This is a genomic window from Shewanella sp. SW32, from assembly GCF_025653365.1.
Taxonomy (GTDB): domain Bacteria; phylum Pseudomonadota; class Gammaproteobacteria; order Enterobacterales; family Shewanellaceae; genus Shewanella; species Shewanella oncorhynchi.
Map to the genome: position 1 here is coordinate 110,574 of NZ_JAKKSJ010000010.1, position 20,026 is coordinate 130,599.

General features: G+C 44.3%; 11 protein-coding genes. 7 read left to right on the forward strand and 4 right to left on the reverse strand.

Annotated features, from left to right (window positions below; genetic code table 11):
- The first annotated feature begins 6 nt into the window (after positions 1–6).
- The 7 genes from L5M28_RS08015 to L5M28_RS08045 all read left to right on the forward strand — a co-directional run bounded on the left by L5M28_RS08015 (position 7) and on the right by L5M28_RS08045 (position 13,585).
- Positions 7–1,371, forward strand: coding sequence for a DUF1329 domain-containing protein (locus L5M28_RS08015; protein WP_105252650.1), 1,365 nt, complete (start codon positions 7–9; stop codon positions 1,369–1,371).
- A gap of 53 nt (positions 1,372–1,424) precedes the next feature.
- On the forward strand, positions 1,425–2,441 hold the full coding sequence (locus tag L5M28_RS08020) for a WD40/YVTN/BNR-like repeat-containing protein (RefSeq protein WP_263202991.1): 1,017 nt from the start codon (positions 1,425–1,427) through the stop codon (positions 2,439–2,441).
- Between the two features lie 36 nt (positions 2,442–2,477).
- Positions 2,478–4,793, forward strand: coding sequence for an efflux RND transporter permease subunit (locus L5M28_RS08025; RefSeq protein WP_263195997.1), 2,316 nt, complete (start codon positions 2,478–2,480; stop codon positions 4,791–4,793).
- 264 nt (positions 4,794–5,057) lie between these two features.
- On the forward strand, positions 5,058–9,902 hold the full coding sequence (locus L5M28_RS08030; RefSeq protein WP_263202993.1) for an NAD-glutamate dehydrogenase: 4,845 nt from the start codon (positions 5,058–5,060) through the stop codon (positions 9,900–9,902).
- A gap of 63 nt (positions 9,903–9,965) precedes the next feature.
- Positions 9,966–10,985, forward strand: coding sequence for a quinone-dependent dihydroorotate dehydrogenase (gene pyrD / locus L5M28_RS08035; RefSeq protein WP_113940562.1), 1,020 nt, complete (start codon positions 9,966–9,968; stop codon positions 10,983–10,985).
- 200 nt (positions 10,986–11,185) lie between these two features.
- Positions 11,186–11,719: a cell division protein ZapC gene (locus L5M28_RS08040; RefSeq protein WP_105252649.1), complete on the forward strand. Its 534-nt coding sequence runs from the start codon at positions 11,186–11,188 to the stop codon at positions 11,717–11,719.
- 687 nt (positions 11,720–12,406) lie between these two features.
- Positions 12,407–13,585 carry a ComEA family DNA-binding protein gene (locus L5M28_RS08045; RefSeq protein ID WP_263202994.1) on the forward strand — a complete coding sequence of 393 codons (1,179 nt, stop codon included), beginning with the start codon at positions 12,407–12,409 and terminating at the stop codon, positions 13,583–13,585.
- A gap of 357 nt (positions 13,586–13,942) precedes the next feature.
- Here L5M28_RS08045 and L5M28_RS08050 read toward each other — a convergent pair whose 3' ends face one another.
- The 4 genes from L5M28_RS08050 to L5M28_RS08065 all read right to left on the reverse strand — a co-directional run bounded on the left by L5M28_RS08050 (position 13,943) and on the right by L5M28_RS08065 (position 19,477).
- A complete protein-coding gene (locus L5M28_RS08050) occupies positions 13,943–14,278 on the reverse strand; it encodes a YdbL family protein (RefSeq protein WP_106650697.1) in 336 nt (111 codons plus the stop codon).
- Between the two features lie 24 nt (positions 14,279–14,302).
- Complete coding sequence (locus tag L5M28_RS08055) at positions 14,303–14,521, reverse strand: YnbE family lipoprotein (RefSeq protein ID WP_028759774.1); 219 nt, start codon at positions 14,519–14,521, stop codon at positions 14,303–14,305.
- 13 nt (positions 14,522–14,534) lie between these two features.
- Positions 14,535–17,984: a YdbH domain-containing protein gene (locus tag L5M28_RS08060; protein WP_263202996.1), complete on the reverse strand. Its 3,450-nt coding sequence runs from the start codon at positions 17,982–17,984 to the stop codon at positions 14,535–14,537.
- A gap of 305 nt (positions 17,985–18,289) precedes the next feature.
- On the reverse strand, positions 18,290–19,477 hold the full coding sequence (locus L5M28_RS08065; RefSeq protein WP_263202998.1) for an aromatic amino acid transport family protein: 1,188 nt from the start codon (positions 19,475–19,477) through the stop codon (positions 18,290–18,292).
- Positions 19,478–20,026: the final 549 nt, after the last annotated feature.

The following is a 20,026-nucleotide window of genomic DNA, read 5'->3' on the forward strand; positions in this document are numbered from 1 at the left end:
CAAACAATGAAGAAACTGACGATATTGGCGAGTGCAGTCATGCTGGCGTTCGCAGCGCCAGTCGCTATGGCTAAGATATCAGAAGCTGATGCGGCAAAACTTGGCAATGAACTTACCCCTTTAGGTGCTGAAAAAGCAGGTAATGCTGATGGTTCTATTCCTGCGTGGGATGGTGGTATCACTCAGCCTGTGGCGGGTTATACCAAAGGGATGCATCACCCAGATCCTTTCCCTGAGGATAAGATTGAATTTACTATTACCAATGCTAACAAAGCGCAATATAAAGATTTTTTAACGCCGGGTCAGATGAAGTTGTTCGAACTTTATCCTGATACCTACAAGATGAATGTGTACAAGACTCGCCGTAGCGCCTCTGTACCACAGTTCGTTTACGATGCGACTAAAGTTAACGCGACTCGTGCTGAACTGATTGCACAGGGCAATGGTATTTCTGGCGCGGCTATTGGTATTCCATTCCCGATCCCTGCAAATGGTTTAGAAGCAATTTGGAACCACATTTTGCGTTTTCGTGGTATCGATATCGAAACTTCCCGTAGCCAAGCTGCACCGACAGCCGATGGTAGCTATAGCTTAGTCGAAACGGCTGAGGAAATTCGCTTCGAATATTCTCGTCCAGAAATTACCTTAGATCAGCTTAAAGCCAGCAATACGCTGTTCTACTTTAAGCAAGTGGTGACTCAGCCTGCACGTTTAGCTGGTACAGCCTTATTGGTTAAAGAAACCATGGATCAAGAGGCGCTTCCCCGCCAAGCTTGGACCTATAACACAGGTCAACGTCGAGTACGTAAAGCGCCGAACGTGGCTTTTGATACACCGGGTACAGTGTCTGATGGTCTGCGTACGACAGATGATTTCGATATGTTTAACGGCTCTCCAGTGCGTTACAACTGGGAACTGGTTGGCAAAAAAGAAATTTATATCCCGTACAACGATTACAAACTGCATTCAGATAAGCTTAAATATGACCAAATATTGAAACCTGGTCATGTGAATCCTGAGTACGTTCGTTGGGAAAAACACCGCGTATGGCAAGTGAGGGCGACGCTGAAAGACGGTATGCGCCACATTTATAAAGTGCGCGATATGTACCTTGATGAAGATTCATGGCAAGTGTCAATCGCCGATCTCTACGACAACCGTGATCAGTTGTATCGTGTGGCCGTTGCACATGGCTTGAATTATTACGAAGTACCTGCACAGTGGGATACTTTAGAAGTCTTCCATGATTTGCAATCCCGTCGTTATCTCGCCATGGGCTTAGACAACCAAAGTGGCATGTATAACTTCGATGCCAAACTGACTGAAGCTAACTTTACCCCCGATGCATTGCGTCGTGAAGGTATCCGTTAATAGGCCACGTACAAAGGGGCGCTTAGCGCCCCTCATTAGTTAAGGAAGTTTGTATGTCGTTTCGCATCCTTCAGTGTGTCGCTGTATTAAGTTTCGGTGGCGCTTTTTTTCCTTCTACGTTATCTGCAACGCCCTCTGATCCGATTTTTTCTCAAGTTCAACCTCTTGCTGCTTCATCTTTGATTTTAGATATTGCCAACGTAGGCGCAGGTTTAGTGGCTGTGGGTGAACGTGGCCATGCTCTGGTGTATGACGGCAGTTGGCATCAAGTGGCAACGCCCGTGAGTTCACAGCTGACCAAAGTCTTTTTTCTCAATGAAAAACGCGGTTGGGCTGTAGGTCATGATGCAACTATTTTACATACTCAGGATGGCGGTCAAACTTGGCAGCAGCAGATGCATTCGCCCGAGATTGAAAAGCCATTCCTCGATGTGGTGTTTTTAGACGAAAACAATGGTATTGCCATTGGCGCTTACGGTTTGTTTTATCGTACTAATGATGGCGGTGCCCAGTGGCGCGAGGAGTTCCATGAGGAGCTTTTAGCTGAAGAAGATGTGGCTTATTTGGCGGAGTTAAAAGGCAGCGATCAATCGGCCTATTTGAGTGCGCGCGCTTCATTATTGCCGCACTTTAATCGTATTTTAACCTTAACCGATGGACGTTTATTATTGGTTGGCGAGCTGGGCTTAGTCGCTGTTTCTGGCGATCAAGGTAAAACATTTACGCGTACCAATTTTGATTACGATGGTTCTATGTTTAACGCCGTAGAAACGAAAAATGCTGTGTATGTGATGGGCCTTCGCGGTCATATATTCAAAGCTGATGTGAGTTTAAGCCAATGGAATCAAATAGAACTGCCTGTGCAATCCTCAATCAACGGTGCCATGGTTGTTTCTGACGACGCGCTATATTTAGTGGGTAATGCGGGGATAGTGATCAAGCTAAATGAGGACGACACTAGCAGTATCGTGACTCGTCGCCAAGGGGAAAACTTAGTGTCTATTGCGAAGGATAATCAAGGGAATATGTGGTTATCCGGCAGCCAAGGGCTGTTTATTCTTAAGCCATAAAATTTTAAAACTACAATAAATAACAGGGCCGAGAAGATGTTAGAAAAACTGGTCAACGGATTTGAGTCATTTTTGTTTCGCAATCGCGCATGGGTCGTCGGCATTTTTGTGTTTTTGACGTTGTTTTTTGGCTATCAGGCCAGTCAACTCAAAATGGATGCGGCTTTTATCAAAAATATTCCACTGCAGCACAGTTATATGCAGACCTACCTGAAACACCAAAAAGATTTTGGTGGTGCCAACAGCATCATGGTGGCGGTTGAGGATACCAGCGGTAATATTTTTAATGCTAACTATTTTGATACCTTAAAAAACGTGCATGATCAGCTGTTTTTTATTCCAGGGGTTGATCGTGCGCAGGTGAAATCAATTTTTTCGCCTTCCACTCGTTTTACTGAAGTCGTTGAGGATGGTTTTGCTGGCGGGCCAGTTATTCCAGCGGATTTTTCAACTTCAGTGTCTGGGTTAGAAACGGTTCGCGATAATATTGAAAAAGCAGGGATTGTCGGCCGATTAATTGCCAACGATTACAGTGCTGCTATGGTGTCGGCTCAATTAATGGATTTTGATCCACAGACGGGTAAACCGCTTGATACCATTGCTTTTGCTGCACAATTAGAAAAAGAGCTTAGGGGCAAGTTCGAAACCGATAAGGTTAAAATTCACATCATAGGTTTCGCCAAAATGGCGGGGGATGTGGCTGATGGTGCTAAGGGTGTATTGCTGTTCTTCGTGATCGCGATTTTGGTCACCGCCATCATGGTTTACCTCTTTTCTAAATCCATCATCTTGACCATGCTGCCACTGGTCTGCAGTTTAACGGCTGTGGTCTGGCAGCTTGGTTTATTGACTGTGATAGGTTTCGGTCTCGATCCTATGTCGATTCTGGTACCGTTTTTAGTCTTCGCCATCGGTGTGAGCCACGGGGTGCAGATCATCAATGCTGTACGGCGTCGAGTGCTCGACGGGCAAACGACAAAAGCGGCTTCGGCGTCGGCATTTCGTAGTTTATTAGTGCCGGGTGGTGTGGCATTACTGTCCGATACTGTTGGTTTTATTACCCTGTTATTTATCGATATTGGGATTATTCGCGAGCTGGCGATTTCTGCCTCGCTCGGTGTTGGCGTGATCATTTTCACTAACCTTATCCTGTTGCCTTTGGTGATTTCTTTTACTGAAATCAAAGTCAATAAACACGCAGAACCGACCGCTGAAGAAGTGCGAACTGAGGCTATTTGGCGCTTCATGGCGCGTTTTGCGACGCCTAAATATGCTGTGGTAGTCATTATTGCCACTGTGGTGTTGTATTTTGTGGGTCTGCAACAAGCCAATCAGATGAAGATTGGTGATCTACAGGGCGGCGCGCCAGCGTTACATCAAGATTCGCGTTATAACCTCGATACCTTCTTCATCACAGATCATTTCTCTATCACCACAGATGTGATGACTGTGATTGTTGAGGCAGCACCTGAAGCCTGTACTTACCACGATGTGCTCACTCAAATTGATCAGTTTGAGTGGTTAGTACGCAATACCCCAGGGGTGGAGTCGACTGTGAGTCTGGCGTCGGTCGCTAAAAAAGTGAATGCTGGCTTCAACGAAGGTAATCCAAGATGGGAAGTGTTACCGCGTACAACGGCGAGCTTAGTACAGGCCATTGGCCAAATTCCCACGACTTCAGGTTTATTAAATGGCGATTGTTCTGTCATGCCTGTGTATCTGTTTATGAAAGATCACAAGGCCGAAACCATAGAAACTGTGGTCGCTAAGGTCAAAGCCGTCGCCGCGAAAATGGACAACGAGAAGTTGCAGTTTAAACTGGCGTCGGGTCCTGTGGGTGTAATGGCAGCGACTAACGAAGCGGTAGCCGAAGCGCAATTACCTATGATGATATATGTCTATGGTGCCGTGTTTGTACTGTGCTTAATCAGCTTTAAATCCTTGAAAGCGACTGTGGCGGTCATTATCCCGCTATATGTGGTGTCAACATTGGCGCAAGCTTTGATGACTCAGCTCGATATTGGCTTAGCAGTCAGTACCTTACCTGTTATTGCGCTGGGTGTCGGTATCGGTGTGGATTACGGTATTTATATCCTTTCGACCATGTCGTCTAAGCTCTCGAACGGTATGCCAGTGCAACAGGCTTACTATGAGGCGTTGGTCGAACGGGGCAGTGCGGTGATCTTTACGGGCCTGACTTTAGCGATTGGTGTCAGTACTTGGTTCTTCTCGGCGCTTAAATTCCAAATGGACATGGGAATATTGTTAACATTCATGTTTGTGGTAAATATGCTCGGTGCCATAATTATCCTACCTGCATTGGCCGCCATTTTCTGGCGCCAGCCTAAGTAGAGTCTACAAATGGGGAGCTAAGCTCCCCATTTACTTTTGAATACTTAGTCTGCTTTATCGATTGTTTGGTCATTTGTCATTCCTTGTTTACGCCAATACTGGATTTCAAGAGGATGTACCACTAAAATTTTCCTCGAAATACAGCGGTTTTAGTAATAAACTTCGCGCGACGATCTAGATCACATTAATTTATCTGCGATTGTTAAGCCGAAGCATCCAAATAATGAAAAAAGCGCTGCCATAGACGCTTAAGGAAACAGCAACATGGCCTTGAAAGATGCAATGCCTTCAGTACTACTTGAAAATGTAGTCAGTTTAATTCACGCTAAAGTCCCTAATTCACAAGCCAAGCAAGTTGAACAGTTCGCCACCTGCCTTTATGCCCACATGTCGAAAGACGATCTCAATGCGCGTAATGACAGTGATTTATACGGTGCGGTTCTCAGTTTATGGAACGCCCTGAACAAAACACCAAAAGGTAACACTCATCTGAGAGTGTTCAATCCTAGCCAAGCCAAACACGGCTGGCAATCTACTCACTCGATCATCGAAGTTATCCAACCTGACATGCCATTCTTGGTAGATTCAGTTGGTATGGCATTGAATCGTATGGGTATTACTGCTCACATGATGTTGCACACTCCACTGGCCATTGAGCGTTCAGAAAGTGGTGTGACGAATGTCACTTATCTTAATAAGAGCCCTGAAAGCACTGAGCATGTCGCCGTATTTTTGATTGAAATTGACCGTCAAAGCAGCACGGTTGATATCAAAGCATTAGAGCGCGAAATTCAGTCTGTGCTTGCCGATGTCGCTTCATCAGTCAACGACTGGGAAGTCATGTCTGCCAAGTTGGCTGAGATGATCAAGGAATTGCCAAAACGTCCGTTCCCGGGCGATAAGCAAGAGTTAGAAGAAGCGATTAACTTCCTGACTTACTTGAATAATCATCACTTTACGCTATTAGGTTACCGTCAATACGATTTGAAACGTGTCGAAGGTGACGTTGAGTTAGTGCCTAATATCGCCTCTAGTTTAGGTTTGATGAACAAGCACACCAAAGCGCAACCTGAGCAAGGTTTGTTGTTATCTAGCTTCTCCGATAGTGCCCGCAAAGAAGCCTTAGACCACAGCTTACTGATCCTCACTAAGAGCAGTGCTAAGAGCCGCGTGCATCGCCCAGCTTATGTCGATTATATTGGTATTAAGCGTTTCGATAAGAAAGGCAATGTGATTGGCGAAGATAGATTTATCGGTTTATATGCGTCAAACCTGTATAACCGCAGCCCACGTGAAATCCCACTGCTGAATGAAAAAGTGCAGCGTGTGTTAGATCGTTCAGGCTTGACCCCACGTTCACACGACTATAAAGCCCTGCTAAACATCCTTGAGAATTTACCTCGTGACGAGCTAATTCAAGCCAATGTTGATGATTTATCGCACATGGCCCATGGCGTGTTAGAAATGCAAGACAGAGACAAGCTGAAACTCTTTGTACGCAAAGATGGCTTTGGCCGTTTCTTATCCTGTTTAGTGTACGTTTCTAAGGATCGTTACAACACTAAACTCCGCCAAGATACTCAACGTATTCTGGCCCAGCACTTTAACAGCAAAGAAGATGTAGAGTTTACGACTTATTTCTCCGAGTCGACGCTAGCCCGCACTCACTACATAGTCAAAGTTGATAACAATAATATGGATGTAGATGTGGCTGCCATAGAGAACAACTTAATAGAAGCGGCACGTTCGTGGGAAGATAAGTTAAGCACTGCGCTTAACAGTGCACTCGGCGAAGAAGCTGGCACTCATCTGACTAAGCGTTATTTCAATGCGTTTGAACAAAGCTATAAAGAAGACGTATTGCCAAGTTCTGCCGTCGTTGACATGCAACAGCTCGAAGCACTGGATGATGAACACAAGCTCGGCATGTTGTTCTATCAACCGCAGGAAGCGGCGCTGAACGACAACAAAGTGCGTTTAAAGCTATTCCATAAAGATGAGCCTATTCATCTATCTGACGTGTTGCCAATGCTCGAAAACTTTGGTCTGCGCGTGATCAACGAGCGTCCATATGAAGTCACGACTTCAGACGGTTCTACCTTCTGGATCTTAGACTTCTTGATGACAGTTAAAGTCGTCAACACAGATAACATCGCTGATAGCCAAGATAGATTCCAAACTGCACTGTCACAAGTGTGGCAAAAGAAGTTAGAAGATGATGGCTTCAACCGCATTATTCTGGCATCTGGTTTAACCGGCCGTGAAGTCTCTGTATTGCGCGCGTATGCGAAATACATGCGTCAAATCGATGCAACTTTCAGTCAGTCATATATTGAAGAAACCTTCGGTCGTTACCCACAAATCGCTGATTTGTTGGTGAAGATGTTCATCCGTAAATTTAACCCTAAACTGAAAACTCGTACTCTGGGTAAGTTTTTGGAGCAGATCAATTTACGTTTAGACGAAGTGTCTAGCTTAGATGATGACCGTATTATTCGTCGTTATTTAGACTTGATTAACGCCACTCTGCGTACCAACTTCTACCAACTGGATGCCAAAGGCGAATCTAAGAGTTATATCTCGTTTAAATTCATGCCTTCACTGATCCCTGAAATGCCACGCCCACTGCCGAAATTCGAAATATTCGTTTATTCGCCACGGGTTGAAGGTGTGCATTTACGTTACGGTAAAGTGGCTCGTGGTGGTCTGCGTTGGTCAGATCGTCGTGAAGACTTCCGTACCGAAGTATTAGGTCTGGTAAAAGCACAGCAAGTGAAAAACACTGTGATCGTGCCTGTGGGTGCGAAAGGTGGCTTTGTTTGTAAACAATTGCCAACCGAAGGCGGCCGTGAAGCTTTCTTCACCGAAGGTCAAGAATGCTACCGCATCTTTATCCGTGCTTTACTCGATATTACCGATAACATTTTGAACGGTGAAATCGTCCATCCATTGGATGTGGTTCGTCACGATGAAGATGACCCATATTTAGTGGTTGCAGCCGATAAAGGCACTGCGACATTCTCTGATATCGCGAACTCGATTTCTCTTGAATACAACTTCTGGCTCGGTGATGCATTCGCATCGGGTGGCAGTAACGGTTATGACCATAAGAAAATGGGTATCACGGCCAAAGGCGGCTGGGAATCGGTTAAGCGTCATTTCCGCGAAGTCGGTATTGATTGCCAAACCACAGACTTTACCTGTTTAGGTATAGGTGACATGGCGGGCGACGTATTCGGGAACGGTATGTTGTTGTCTAAGCACACTAAACTGGTTGCAGCCTTTAACCATATGCATATCTTTATCGATCCAAATCCGGATACGGCATTAAGTTATGATGAACGGGCGCGTTTATTCGCTCTGCCACGTTCAAGCTGGGAAGACTACAGCAGCAAGTTGATTTCTAAAGGTGGCGGTATTTTCCTCCGTTCATCTAAATCCATTCCATTATCGGCAGAGATGAAGCAAATGTTGGCCACAGAGAAAACCTCTATGACCCCAACTGAGCTGATGAAAGAACTGTTGAAAATGCCAGTGGATTTGATCTGGAACGGCGGTATCGGTACCTATGTGAAATCTGCACGCGAAACCCACGCTGAAGTCGGCGATCGTGCCAACGATGCTCTACGTGTCAACGGTGGCGAACTGCGCGCTAAGATAGTCGGCGAGGGCGGTAACTTAGGTTGTACTCAGTTAGGTCGTATTGAATATGCGTCTAATGGCGGCCGCATCAACACTGACTTCGTGGATAACGTTGGTGGTGTGGACTGTTCAGATAACGAAGTGAACATCAAGATTTTGCTGAACGCTATGGTAACTGAAGGTGAACTGACGTTGAAACAACGTAACCGTTTACTGGAAGAAATGACTGAAGAAGTCGGCCACATCGTACTGCAAGACTGTAAAGATCAAACGCGTACTATCTCTGTTACTCAAGTGCGTGGTGCTGAGCAGTTAAAAGAGCAGATCCGCTTTATCCAGTATCTGGAAAAAGAAGGCAAGTTAGACAGAGCCTTAGAGTTCTTACCGTCTGACGACGAATTGGCTGAACGTTTAGCCAGTGGCCGTGCGCTAACACGTCCTGAGCTATCAGTACTGGTTGCCTATGCGAAGATGGTGCTGAAAGAGCAATTAGTGACGCCAGAAATCACTGAAGATACTTTGTTAAGCCAACTGCTTATCGCGTATTTCCCGAAAAAACTTCAGGAAAAATACAGCGACAAAATGGCAACCCATCCACTGCGTGGCGAAATCATTGCGACCTCACTCGCCAATGAACTCGTCAACGACATGGGCTTGAATTTTGTTCAACGTATGCAAGATGAGACTGGTGCCTCAGTTGCCGACGCGGCAATTTGCTACACTATGGCCCGCGAAGTATTTGGTTTAGCTGAATTAACTAAATCGATCACTGACTTAAACGGCATAGTTCCGGCTGTGGTTCAAGGTGAAATGCTGCATCAGTTACGCCGCAATATGCGTCGTGCTAGCCGCTGGTTCCTACGTCACCGTAACCGCACTTGGAGCATTGAACAAACCGTTGCTTTCTTCAAACCGGTATTTGAACAAATTAAAGATAATGTTCATTTATATCTGGTCGAAGAAGAAGCTAAAGGTATCCAATCTGAGATCAATGCTTTGGTCAAAGAAAACGTACCACAAGCTGTGGCAACGATTGTGGCTAACATGAGCACCTTGTTCTCTGCCTTAGACATTGCCCAAATTGCGCAAACAGAAGATAAGACAGTGGCATTAGTGGCTGAAACTTACTTCAAACTCGGCGCCCGCGTTGAGCTGCACTGGTTCTTAGAACAGATCAGCGCTCAACCTGTAGCGAACCATTGGCAAGCACTGGCTCGTGCCGCCTTTAGGGAAGAGTTAGATTGGCAACAACGTGCATTAAGTTCAGTGGTCTTAAGAACTTGCAGTGCAACCTGTGATGCCGAAAGTGTGATTTCTCAGTGGATTGAGATAAATCAAGGCTTATTGGAAAGATGGTTCCATATGCTAGCTGACTTTAAAACGTCGCAAATCCATGAGTTTGCTAAGTTCTCTGTCGCCCTACGTGAACTTAACCTTCTGATCCTTCATTGCGAAGGCCAAAAGTAAACTTATTATAACAATCAGAAGCCCTGGCGATCGCCGGGGCTTTTTTTAGGTCGAGGAAAGTACATGTTTTATAAAATCGCACAGAAAGTCATGTTTCAGATGGATCCTGAGCGAGCTCACCATCTTGCTATAGGCAGTTTAAAAATGACCGCCAATAGCCCGTTAACGTGTCTATATGGACAAACGATTGCCCCTGCTCCTGTTAGCTTTATGGGTTTGACCTTTCCTAACCCAGTGGGACTTGCTGCCGGTATGGACAAGGATGGCGAATCGATTGATGCCTTTCATGCGATGGGATTTGGTCATATTGAAGTGGGTACAGTTACCCCAAGACCACAGCCTGGTAACGATTTACCCCGTCTATTTAGATTAAAGCCTGCCAAAGGCATCATTAATCGCATGGGGTTTAATAATAAGGGTGTCGATAATCTGGTCAAAAATTTGATCGCTAAAAAGACCAATATCATGGTTGGCGTCAATATTGGCAAAAATAAAGACACGCCAGTAGAACAAGGTAAAGACGATTATTTGATCTGCATGGATAAAGTTTATCTCCATGCGGCTTATATTGCGGTGAATATTTCATCACCCAATACTCCAGGATTACGATCGCTACAATATGGCGATCTATTAGATGAATTATTGAGCGCAATTAAAACCAAGCAACTTGAGTTGGCCGAAAAGCATAAAAAATACGTGCCCATCGCGCTTAAAATTGCTCCAGATTTAACCATCGAAGAAATTGAAAATATCGCGCAAGCTTTGATTAAAAACAAATTTGATGGTGCAATTGCGACCAATACCACTTTAACGCGTGATGGTGTTAGCGGTCTTGCCAACGCCAATGAAAGCGGCGGCTTGAGCGGCAAACCCTTAACTGAGCTGTCTACTAAAGTGATTAAGCAATTGGCAATTTGTTTGAAAGGGCAGATCCCGATCATAGGTGTGGGCGGTATTAATAGCGCTGAAGATGCCTTAGCCAAATTCGATGCGGGCGCCACTATGGTTCAGATTTATTCAGGTTTTATTTATCAAGGTCCGAAGTTAATTAAAGAAATAGTGAATGCATACCGCTTGAAATAATGATCTTAAGATCAATATAACGATCTAAAATAAGATCTTATTCTTTAACAGCGATCTAAAATGATCCTTAGATCGCTGTTAAGATCTTACAATAGAACGACTAAGTAACTGTTAAATAATTTGTATTTTATTATTTTTATTTTGATATTGGATAAAATATCTACTATTATGTCCCAGTGTTCAAATATTGGGTCACCGTTATGTTATTAATGCCGCAAAAAGATTGGCAATGGAAATATAACGATTCGTATGGTGTATTAGGCGTATCGTTAGGTTCCGAGATAGAATTTCTGACGTCTTATAAAGCAAAATTACTCATTCCAGATGCCTTATCAAGCATGGAATTTAATATTGCGCACGCCAAATTCTATATGAACTTACTCGATAGATTGCCTAAAACTCTGTCTTTGTCCGATGCCGCTATTGTTCAAATTGCGCTCAATGCCACCGCAGCCCATTTTATGCTGACACCACAAATGCCTAAATCATGGTTTTTTGATACCAGTGATGTCTGTGTTTATAGCGATGTAGGTAAAGTCTTTGAGCTAAAATGCCAAAAGCAAAGAGTACTCGCCCTCGTGGTTGAAAATACCCTACAGTCCGCGCTAGTGATGTTATTGTCACCTGAATGTGTTTTGTCGGGTGCGAAAACCATGGTGCAGTTTGAAACCATCAAAGTGATGCACAATCGCTTACACCCCCTACGTGCGCAGCGCCATGTGGTTGCGGCATAATGTGGTTGTAGATCAATAGTCATTATTGGTTTTTGATATCTATTATTAGCCGATAATTCGCTTAAATTTCCATAGCATTAGTGCGCTATCCGTACTCTTTTCTGCTAAGAAAGCTTTTATCTAAAATTAGTCACGTGACTCTTTAACACCTTTCTATCGAATGCTACCCAATGATAATTCGTGAGTCTTATTACTCTCAACTTGGCTTTTGCATCAAACTTACTACATAGTCTGGTTTGCCATGGTATTTACTCGTCGACTCGCAGCGAGTCCATCCGTGGATGCTCGACCGCCCCGTCCATGGGGCGGACGGTCGTCTCACCAATGACCATGGCGCACCTTTTTGGCATTTGCGTAGTCTGGAGGTTCTAAAGGCGAGAATTAATTTTTAACGATGTGTGTAATAGTTATTTAAGAAACAATAATGGGAAAAGTATTGAGTGTTGCTTATGGGGAGATTATTCCTTTGATAATATTCTATTTTTAGTTATTTTACATATCGTGAAAATCAGTTTTTGGTATATAACGTCTTGTTTTTTTGATGATAAAATGTTGTAAATTCATCACAAGCAATGCTAAGTTATTACATATTTAAATTATTTATTCAGATTGTGTGGAAGCTAATCCATTTATGATTTTGCTTTTATTTGAAGTCTGAGTAATACAGTGTTATTAAATTAGGAAGCTATGAAGCAACAAAAAGAGGCTCTTCGTCTTCTTGAAGAAGCATTAAAGGAACTAGAGTCGCCTAAAGGCTCCGTTTTAGCTGCCGTTCAAAAAATCTCTAGAACTTCTGTTATTATTGATAAACAGGACATTCATATATGGTGCCAAATTCAATTAGGAGAGCAGAAATATACTAGAGCTTTGAAGAAGTTTTTAGATACTTTGCTGGCTGCTAGTATAGATGACTCTAAAGATGTTGCTGACAAGTTAGAAGAGTACAGGGAAGAACTTGAAAAACTTGGTTTAAACCCCGATATTCACTACACAAGCGAAGAAATTGTTGTTAAATCTAAGAAAAGTGGCGGTGGGTATGCCAATATTGGTTACATTGAGGAAATGTATGCTGCTCTAGTAAGAACCAAATGTGGTAATGATGGAATATATTATCAAAATAATCTTAATCAGCACATACATTATGTGAGAAATAAAGCTCATGAAATTGCATCTAAATTATTTAATGAGTTAAAGTTTTCAGGAACCATCGGAAATTGTTTTGATATTTTGAAATATGAAGTTGATGATAAATTACTCGATATTGATCCCGTTCTCGCGGAACAGCTGATGCTCGCCTTTAAATCTGTTTCATCTTCAAGAGAAGAAGAGTGGTCTCAAGCTTTAACTACTTGTCGAAGATTACTGGAAGGTCTTGCGGATCATATTTCCCCTGTAAAAAATGAAAAAAATAATGGAAGAGTTCTAGGGCAAGGACAATATGTTAATAGGTTATGGGCATTTATGGACTCTGCTATAGAGTCGGATAGTAATAAAGCACTTGCCAAAACGCATGTAGATTTTTTAGGTTCATGGTTAGAAAAAATTAATAAACTTGCAAACAAAGGTGTTCATGCTGAACTCGGGCAATTGGAAGCAACTAAGGCTGTGTTTCACACTTATTTAGTGATCGCTGATATATTGGAATATTTAGATAACGGTGCAGATTCTGCTGCAAAGCCTGATATAAATACTGCAACAATTGATGAGTTAGAGGCTCTTTTAGGTGTTAGCCGAAATATTGCTAAAGAAATATTTAAATTTAGAGTTAAAGAAGGTTATTTAGACTTTGATTCACTAGCTACTATCAACGGAGTCGGCGTCAAAACCGTGAAAAAAGCAAGAGAGGAATTTATCATTGATGAGTAATTTTTCACATATTGCCATATATGGACTTGCTGCGTGTCGAATTTAATGATGAACCCATTGTTAAATTTGTTTACCCAGTTTACGCCGGGGTCGATGAGATTAAGCACAGTCATGGAAGTGACCGTCCGTGACAGGGATGTCACGGTCGAGCATACACGGATGTACTTGCTGCGAGTCACTTGAATGACAGTGCTTAACCAAACTCCATCAAACAATCTAAAATCTAGATCCTCACTCAAAGGTATTGGCCAGCAAATCATTCCCTTTATCGACCACTAATGAAAACGCCTGCTATTGCAGGCGTTTTGTTTATGTCTATTCGTTTTACTTTTATGCGCTAAAGCATTAAATAGCGGATTATTTTTTAATCCATTTTCCTTTGGCATCTTGCACATAGTTGCCTTTATCTGTGGCGGCTATGGCTTTTTCGCCAGCGAGTTTAGCAACATCGGCTGGGGATAGTTTGTTCTTCTTGGCGATGGTTTCGTAGTGGGCGCGACGTTTGTTATTCACGTCGTCCATTACGGCTTTGGCTTCGGGATTGGCTTGCACTAATCCCAAGTAGCCGTTGGCTTGTTCCCCTAAATAGCCCTGTGATTTAGCTTCTTGAAGTGACATGGCAAAGGCGCTTAGGCTTAAAAAGCTGAGGGTTAATAGCAATAATAACTTTGTTTTTAGTCGGATTGATTTCATGGTGATTCCTCAATTCTTATTTAATTAGAACAGCTTATCGTCTGACAGGAGTTGGTCTAATTCCTTATCTACTTTGATCCGTATCTCATGTTCAATTTTCACATTGAGATTGATAACGATAGGTTTATCCGGCGGTTCTATTTTGACTGTGGGCGTACAGCCCTGCAATGAGGCTAGGGCTACCAATGCGATAAGCGCGCTTCGGGTACCTATGCTAATTTGCTGTAATTGAATTATCTTCACTGAGGTTTCCTTGTTACTTCACTGATTTTTCGATTCTGTCCTGCAAGTCATTACCAATTTGCAGACTTCTAAATAATTGCAGCATGTTCTCTTCATGAGAGTAATTCAAGTGGATAGGGCGTTCAATCCCTTCACCGCGGCCTTTTACTTCGACGAGTAGTTTAGCATCACCGGCTTGGTCCATATCAAAGCTGCTTGATAATTGGCTGTATTGTAAGTGTTCTAACGTTGAAAAGACAAAGTCTAGATACGGTTGGGATTGGCGCATCTGCTCAACGGCGGGGTTGCCTGAGATAGCGATGAGGCCGCCGGGTGCGCGCGCGGCTAATTGCCCGCCAGTGATCGACACTTTGCCGTTGATTAAATCGACGGGCAACACGCCATCGAATATGCCGTCGGCATAGATGCCAATTTGTGGTTGAATGCGCAGGACCTCTTCCAGACTCATGGCCTGCAGCAGCAGATAGGCATGGGATTTATCCTGCAATTTAAGATTAAATTCTGGCAGCAGAAACTGGCCGCTGAGCACTTTGCCTTTGGCGGTCATGGAAACATCGGTGTCACTTAAGCCTGTGAGTTGTTGTATCCAATTGTCGGGCAATTTCTCGGCATCTTTGCCAAGGACGATATCGGCTTCCACTTCAATATCAGTCAGTGGGAAGCCAGGATCAAATAAGTTAAAGGTCATCAGCGTCTGCGGGCAATTGAGCTTACTGAGGCTGCTAAAATAGCCTTTATCCTGCGGCTTGTTATGAGACTCTTTTTTATAAGATTGCCCCCAAGTGAACTCACATTGCGCTTGCAGTTTTCCCCCCTCAAAAATGATGTCTTTATAAAAGCCTTCAAGTTCTGTCATCGATTGAGTTATTTGCATGGCAAATTGGGTCTGATCGCGCTGTTGGGTTAAATTAAACTGCGCCTGTAATTGGTTATTACCTGTGACATTAAGCTCAGATGGTAAGGGTTGGGTTTGATTGAGCAAGGCTAGCGCCTCGGTCATGCTAGTGTCGACAACCCATTGCCCCGTCAGCACTAGAGGTTTGCTCGCGGTGGCAAGGTTCAGCTTGTGTTGGCTTTGCAGCTCAACCGTGCCCACTTGCCAGTGCTCATCACCAAAGAGCGTATTATTTTTCCAATCTAAGCTTTGTACCAGCGTTAACTTGTCCAGCTTGAGTACGGTTTCTTTGCGGCTGCGGCCTTTGCTGCTGAGCTGTTTTTCGATATTTAGCTGACTGGCTTGCCATGCGAGTTGATTACGCCAAGTGGTAGCGAGTAGTGAATCGAACAGCGCTTCGATATCGGGTTTAAGCTCAAATGACATGTTTTTTTGTAATGCAATCGAGAAACTGCCCGCATTCATATCGGTTTTCGTTATGATGCTAGTGCTAGCATTTTTATCAGCATTAGCCTCAGTGACTACATCATCTGTCACTAAAGTCTGTTTGGTCTGCGAAAAATACAGTTGCTCCAGTGCTAAGGTTAAAGGTGGTATGGCAAGGGTTAACCTGTTTGCGGTATCAGATGTGGGCACTGAGCTTTGCGCTGGACTGACTTTCTGAATGCTAGCGTTTTGAATACCAGAACTCTGAGTATGAGTGCTTTGCTGCGAGCTTATGTTCAGCGGCGCGAGGGCATTTATCGCGATACTACCAAGGCTAAACTCTGCATGTTTAGCCGCATTTTTATTTTGCATGCTAATACGCTTAAGCTCACCCACGGCGAACTGTAGCGTGTTGCCAGTATTTTGTTTTGTTGATTGAGTCAGTTCAGTCGACTCGGTAGTGGCAGTGATGAATTGCCAATCGGTTGAACTTGGCGTCTGAACTAAGTTAAATGTGCCTGCTGTCGTTAACTGACTATTATTCCAGCTAAAGTCATGCGGCGGATTTGCCCACAATTCAGATAATTGCATTGAGCCTGTTTGCCTCGTATTAAGGCGCCAATCTGTTTTGAAGGCCAGTGCTTTGGTTGATTTTGTTATTTCAACATTGGCCAAATCGACTTGGGTATCTAGCTTACTGCCTAAGGTCTTAAGCTTCACTCGAGGAAGTTTAATCGCAAGGGGATTAGCTAAGTGCACATCTTGCGGAATTTGAGTCAGCGGATAGTGCAGGGCTTCAGGCAATGTCAGTGCGATCCCCACAGGTGTATCTGTACTTTTGAGCCCCGATAGTAGCTTAGCGATTTGACTCGCTAGCGGATCAGGCACTTGCTCTGAAGCAGTCTTGGCTGCCGGATGGGTTAAAGATTGAGACGAAGGTTGAGTTAAAGGCTTAGCCAGCGACTTATCGAGTAGCTGCATCAATCGCTGTTGCTGCTCTGTATTTGGACTCAGCGCTAAGCTAAAGGGCTCTAGTTTTAGGTCAAGTTCAGCTAAATGTCCGGCAATTTTAAATGCTAACTCAGACTTAGGTGCAAGCTCGGGTTTAGGCGCAAGCTCTAGTGCAGCTAGTTGATTAAAGGTCAGCTTTGGATCGATTAATTGATGCTCACTGATAAGTTCGCCTGAGGTTAAAGTGATACTGCTGTTGGACACCAATTGACCTTGTAGATCAATCGCTAACGCTTGCCACTCTTTATCAAGCTCAGTTAACGGACTCAGTACACTGTCCTGCGCTTGCCTCAGGCTTATTTGATGCAAGCTCGCAAGCAGCGGCGCGAGTGCAATTTGACTTGCCAGTTGCCACTGTTGGGCTGCGAGTGTGGCTTTGAGCTTGGCGATGCTTTCACCTTCGTGGCTAAACTCGCTGTTGATTTCCCCTGCGCCGTTAAGGCTCAACTTACCCATTACCAAACGATAGGCGGGTAAATCATTATGGGTGTTGAGATGGTGGGAGTTGAGAATAAGACTGGTTTTTCCGATATCGATGAGTGGTAATGATTTGATATCTAAGGCCAATGCGGGGCCTTGTTCATCAATGGCATTTCGATTGGGTAAAAATAGTGATTGCCCTAACTCGACCTCAATATCACCTGTGGATATTTGGGTGATTTTTTGAGTGAGGTAAGAGGCTTGGCTGAACTGTTTAAGTTCGGCAAAACTCTGCGGCCAGTCAAGTTTTAGCTGAATATTCACATCATTAAGCCTGATATGGCTATCATGCACCCTCAGATTGGCAGAGGTAATTCTCCAATGTTCTAACTGACTTTTCCCTAATTCAATGTCAATCAGTTCGCTGTCCATACCTATGAGGGCAAAATTTGCCGCCCGTATAATGAGTTGTTCAGCCTGGGTATTCACAATCCAAACAGTTAACGCCACGCCCGCCAAGATGCCCGTTAAGCTGGTCGCCAATAAGGTTTTTTTTAGGGGGAATTTACGGCGATTTTGTGCAGCAACATGAGTATCCGTTCCAGAACCTAAAGCACCACTGCGAGGGCCAGCGGATATCTGCGTTGCCTCGTGTTGAGGTGCCTTGCTATCAGAGGCATTGCCACGGCTTGGCTTGTTGTGGATTGGCATTGGGTTTGATATTTATCCTTATTGACTGAGCCCTGATCAAACTCGTGCCTTAGCAGTGCAAAAATACACGAATGTGTATATTTCATTGGCACTTTTACTTAGGTTCGGTTACTTCGGAGCTCTTATATCGCGCACGAGCACCTGAGGCAGTTTAAAACTCAAGGGCTTAGCTGACTAATGTGAAAGGATGATTGAATAGACAAGAGCCTGATGTCAATAGTTGAGGTTTAACAGGCTCTTGTACTTCATCTTTTATTCGGGCTAGCTAACTTTTAGTTAACTCACTCTTGGTGAGTGAATTGCGGCTAGCTAAATATCTGGGCGGCGATCACCACAATTCCGCAAAGTGTGGCGAGCATTAAGGCAAACTTGCCGCCCGCGACCCGATATCCCGTCGGCATATTGGCCGCGTCCCTTGTCTGGCGCTGTGTCCACACCATGGCCACAGGTAAAAAGATGGCGAGGATCACCAGCGCAATCGCCGCGTAACCCAGCGCTGTGATAAAACCTTGAGGGTAGAAGAGGGCAAAACCTAAGGGCGGTAAAAAGGTGATGGCAGCGGTTAGGCTACGACCAGAAAAATCATCCTCACGCCTTAAGGTCGAGGCCATAAAATCGAACAAGCCTAAACTCACCCCTAAAAACGAAGTAGCAAGAGCGAGATCGGCAAACAAACTGATCGCGCTGCTTAAGTATTCGCTGTGCAGTACGCTCGCTAGTTGATTGATAAAGCTCGATAAGCTCTGATTTTCGAGCAATTGGCTTTGGCTCAGTACACCTTGGCTACCTACTTGCCACAAAAGATAAATGACCAGTGGTAAAGCGGAGCCGAGTAGCATGATCCTGCGCAGGGCTTTCACCTCAACCCCTAAGTAACGCACCACTGAGGGAATCGACCCGTGAAAACCAAAGGAGGTAAAAATCACCGGAATAGCCGTGATAATTAGGCCTTGGTTGAGTGGGAGTTCGAGCAAATGTGGGCTTTCTACCTGCGGCAGTAACAAGGCCAACATAAGGAGTAATGCCAATAGCTTAAGGGCAAACAAACCGCGGTTGATAAGGTCCACACAGTGAGTTCCCATGCCCACAATCGCCCCAATCAGCAAGGTAAACAGGATGGCGCCCGCCTGTGGTGGCAAACTTAACCCTAGCCAAGTGCTCAGCTTTTGGTTCACTTGCTCACCGCCACCGGCAATGTACGCGGCGCAAAGGGCGTACAGTAAAAACATCAAGGCGCTATTGGCGATCAACTGGCCCTTACGACCCAATAAGCGTTGCGCCAAGTGATTAAGGCTGGCATCGCTGGGGGCGAATTGATGGATTTCTACCATTAGCAACGCCGTGTAGGCCATTAGCGCCCATAGGATCAACATGATGGCGGAGGAGGTGCCAAAACCGAGTCCAGCCGATGCGATAGGCAAAGCCAGCATACCCGCGCCGATTGTGGTGCCGGCGATAAGCAGTAAACTGCCGAAAATTTTATTCTGTGTCATAACATGATCTCAAAAGCGTGTTGCAAGAAAAAGAGATAAAGACTTGATCCTAAAGCAACTGTCTTAAAGGATTTTGATGCGATTCAATGATGAAATGATTCAAGCACAAAATGATTTAAGCAAATGAGACAGTGGCGCTCAGCGGATCCGAAAGGATATGGCCACAATGGAAGGTCAGGCGAGGTGCCTATCTATGCCATTGCGGCTACAGATAGGGATAATAAAAGGGTGTGAAACACATAAAACTTGCCTTAGCGTGTGTTGAGTAAACAGGGATAACCGCGATTAAATTAGATTCGATTATCAAAGGTGGCGTTCTCTTTAATCTTTTTACTTAAAAGACATTCATTTTATGAGTCGCTGGAACAACCGCACCTTAAGTCTTTTTGCTGCCGGGACTTAACATCGGCAACGGAGGCTACCATAGGGAGTTGAGATGTACTTGTCAACCATTACAACAGTATTTTGTTTGTTTTTTGTCATGTGACTAAGCTGAAAGACATGCCTAACTCACACTGAGTTTATGGTCAATGAGAGGAAGTAAAGAGG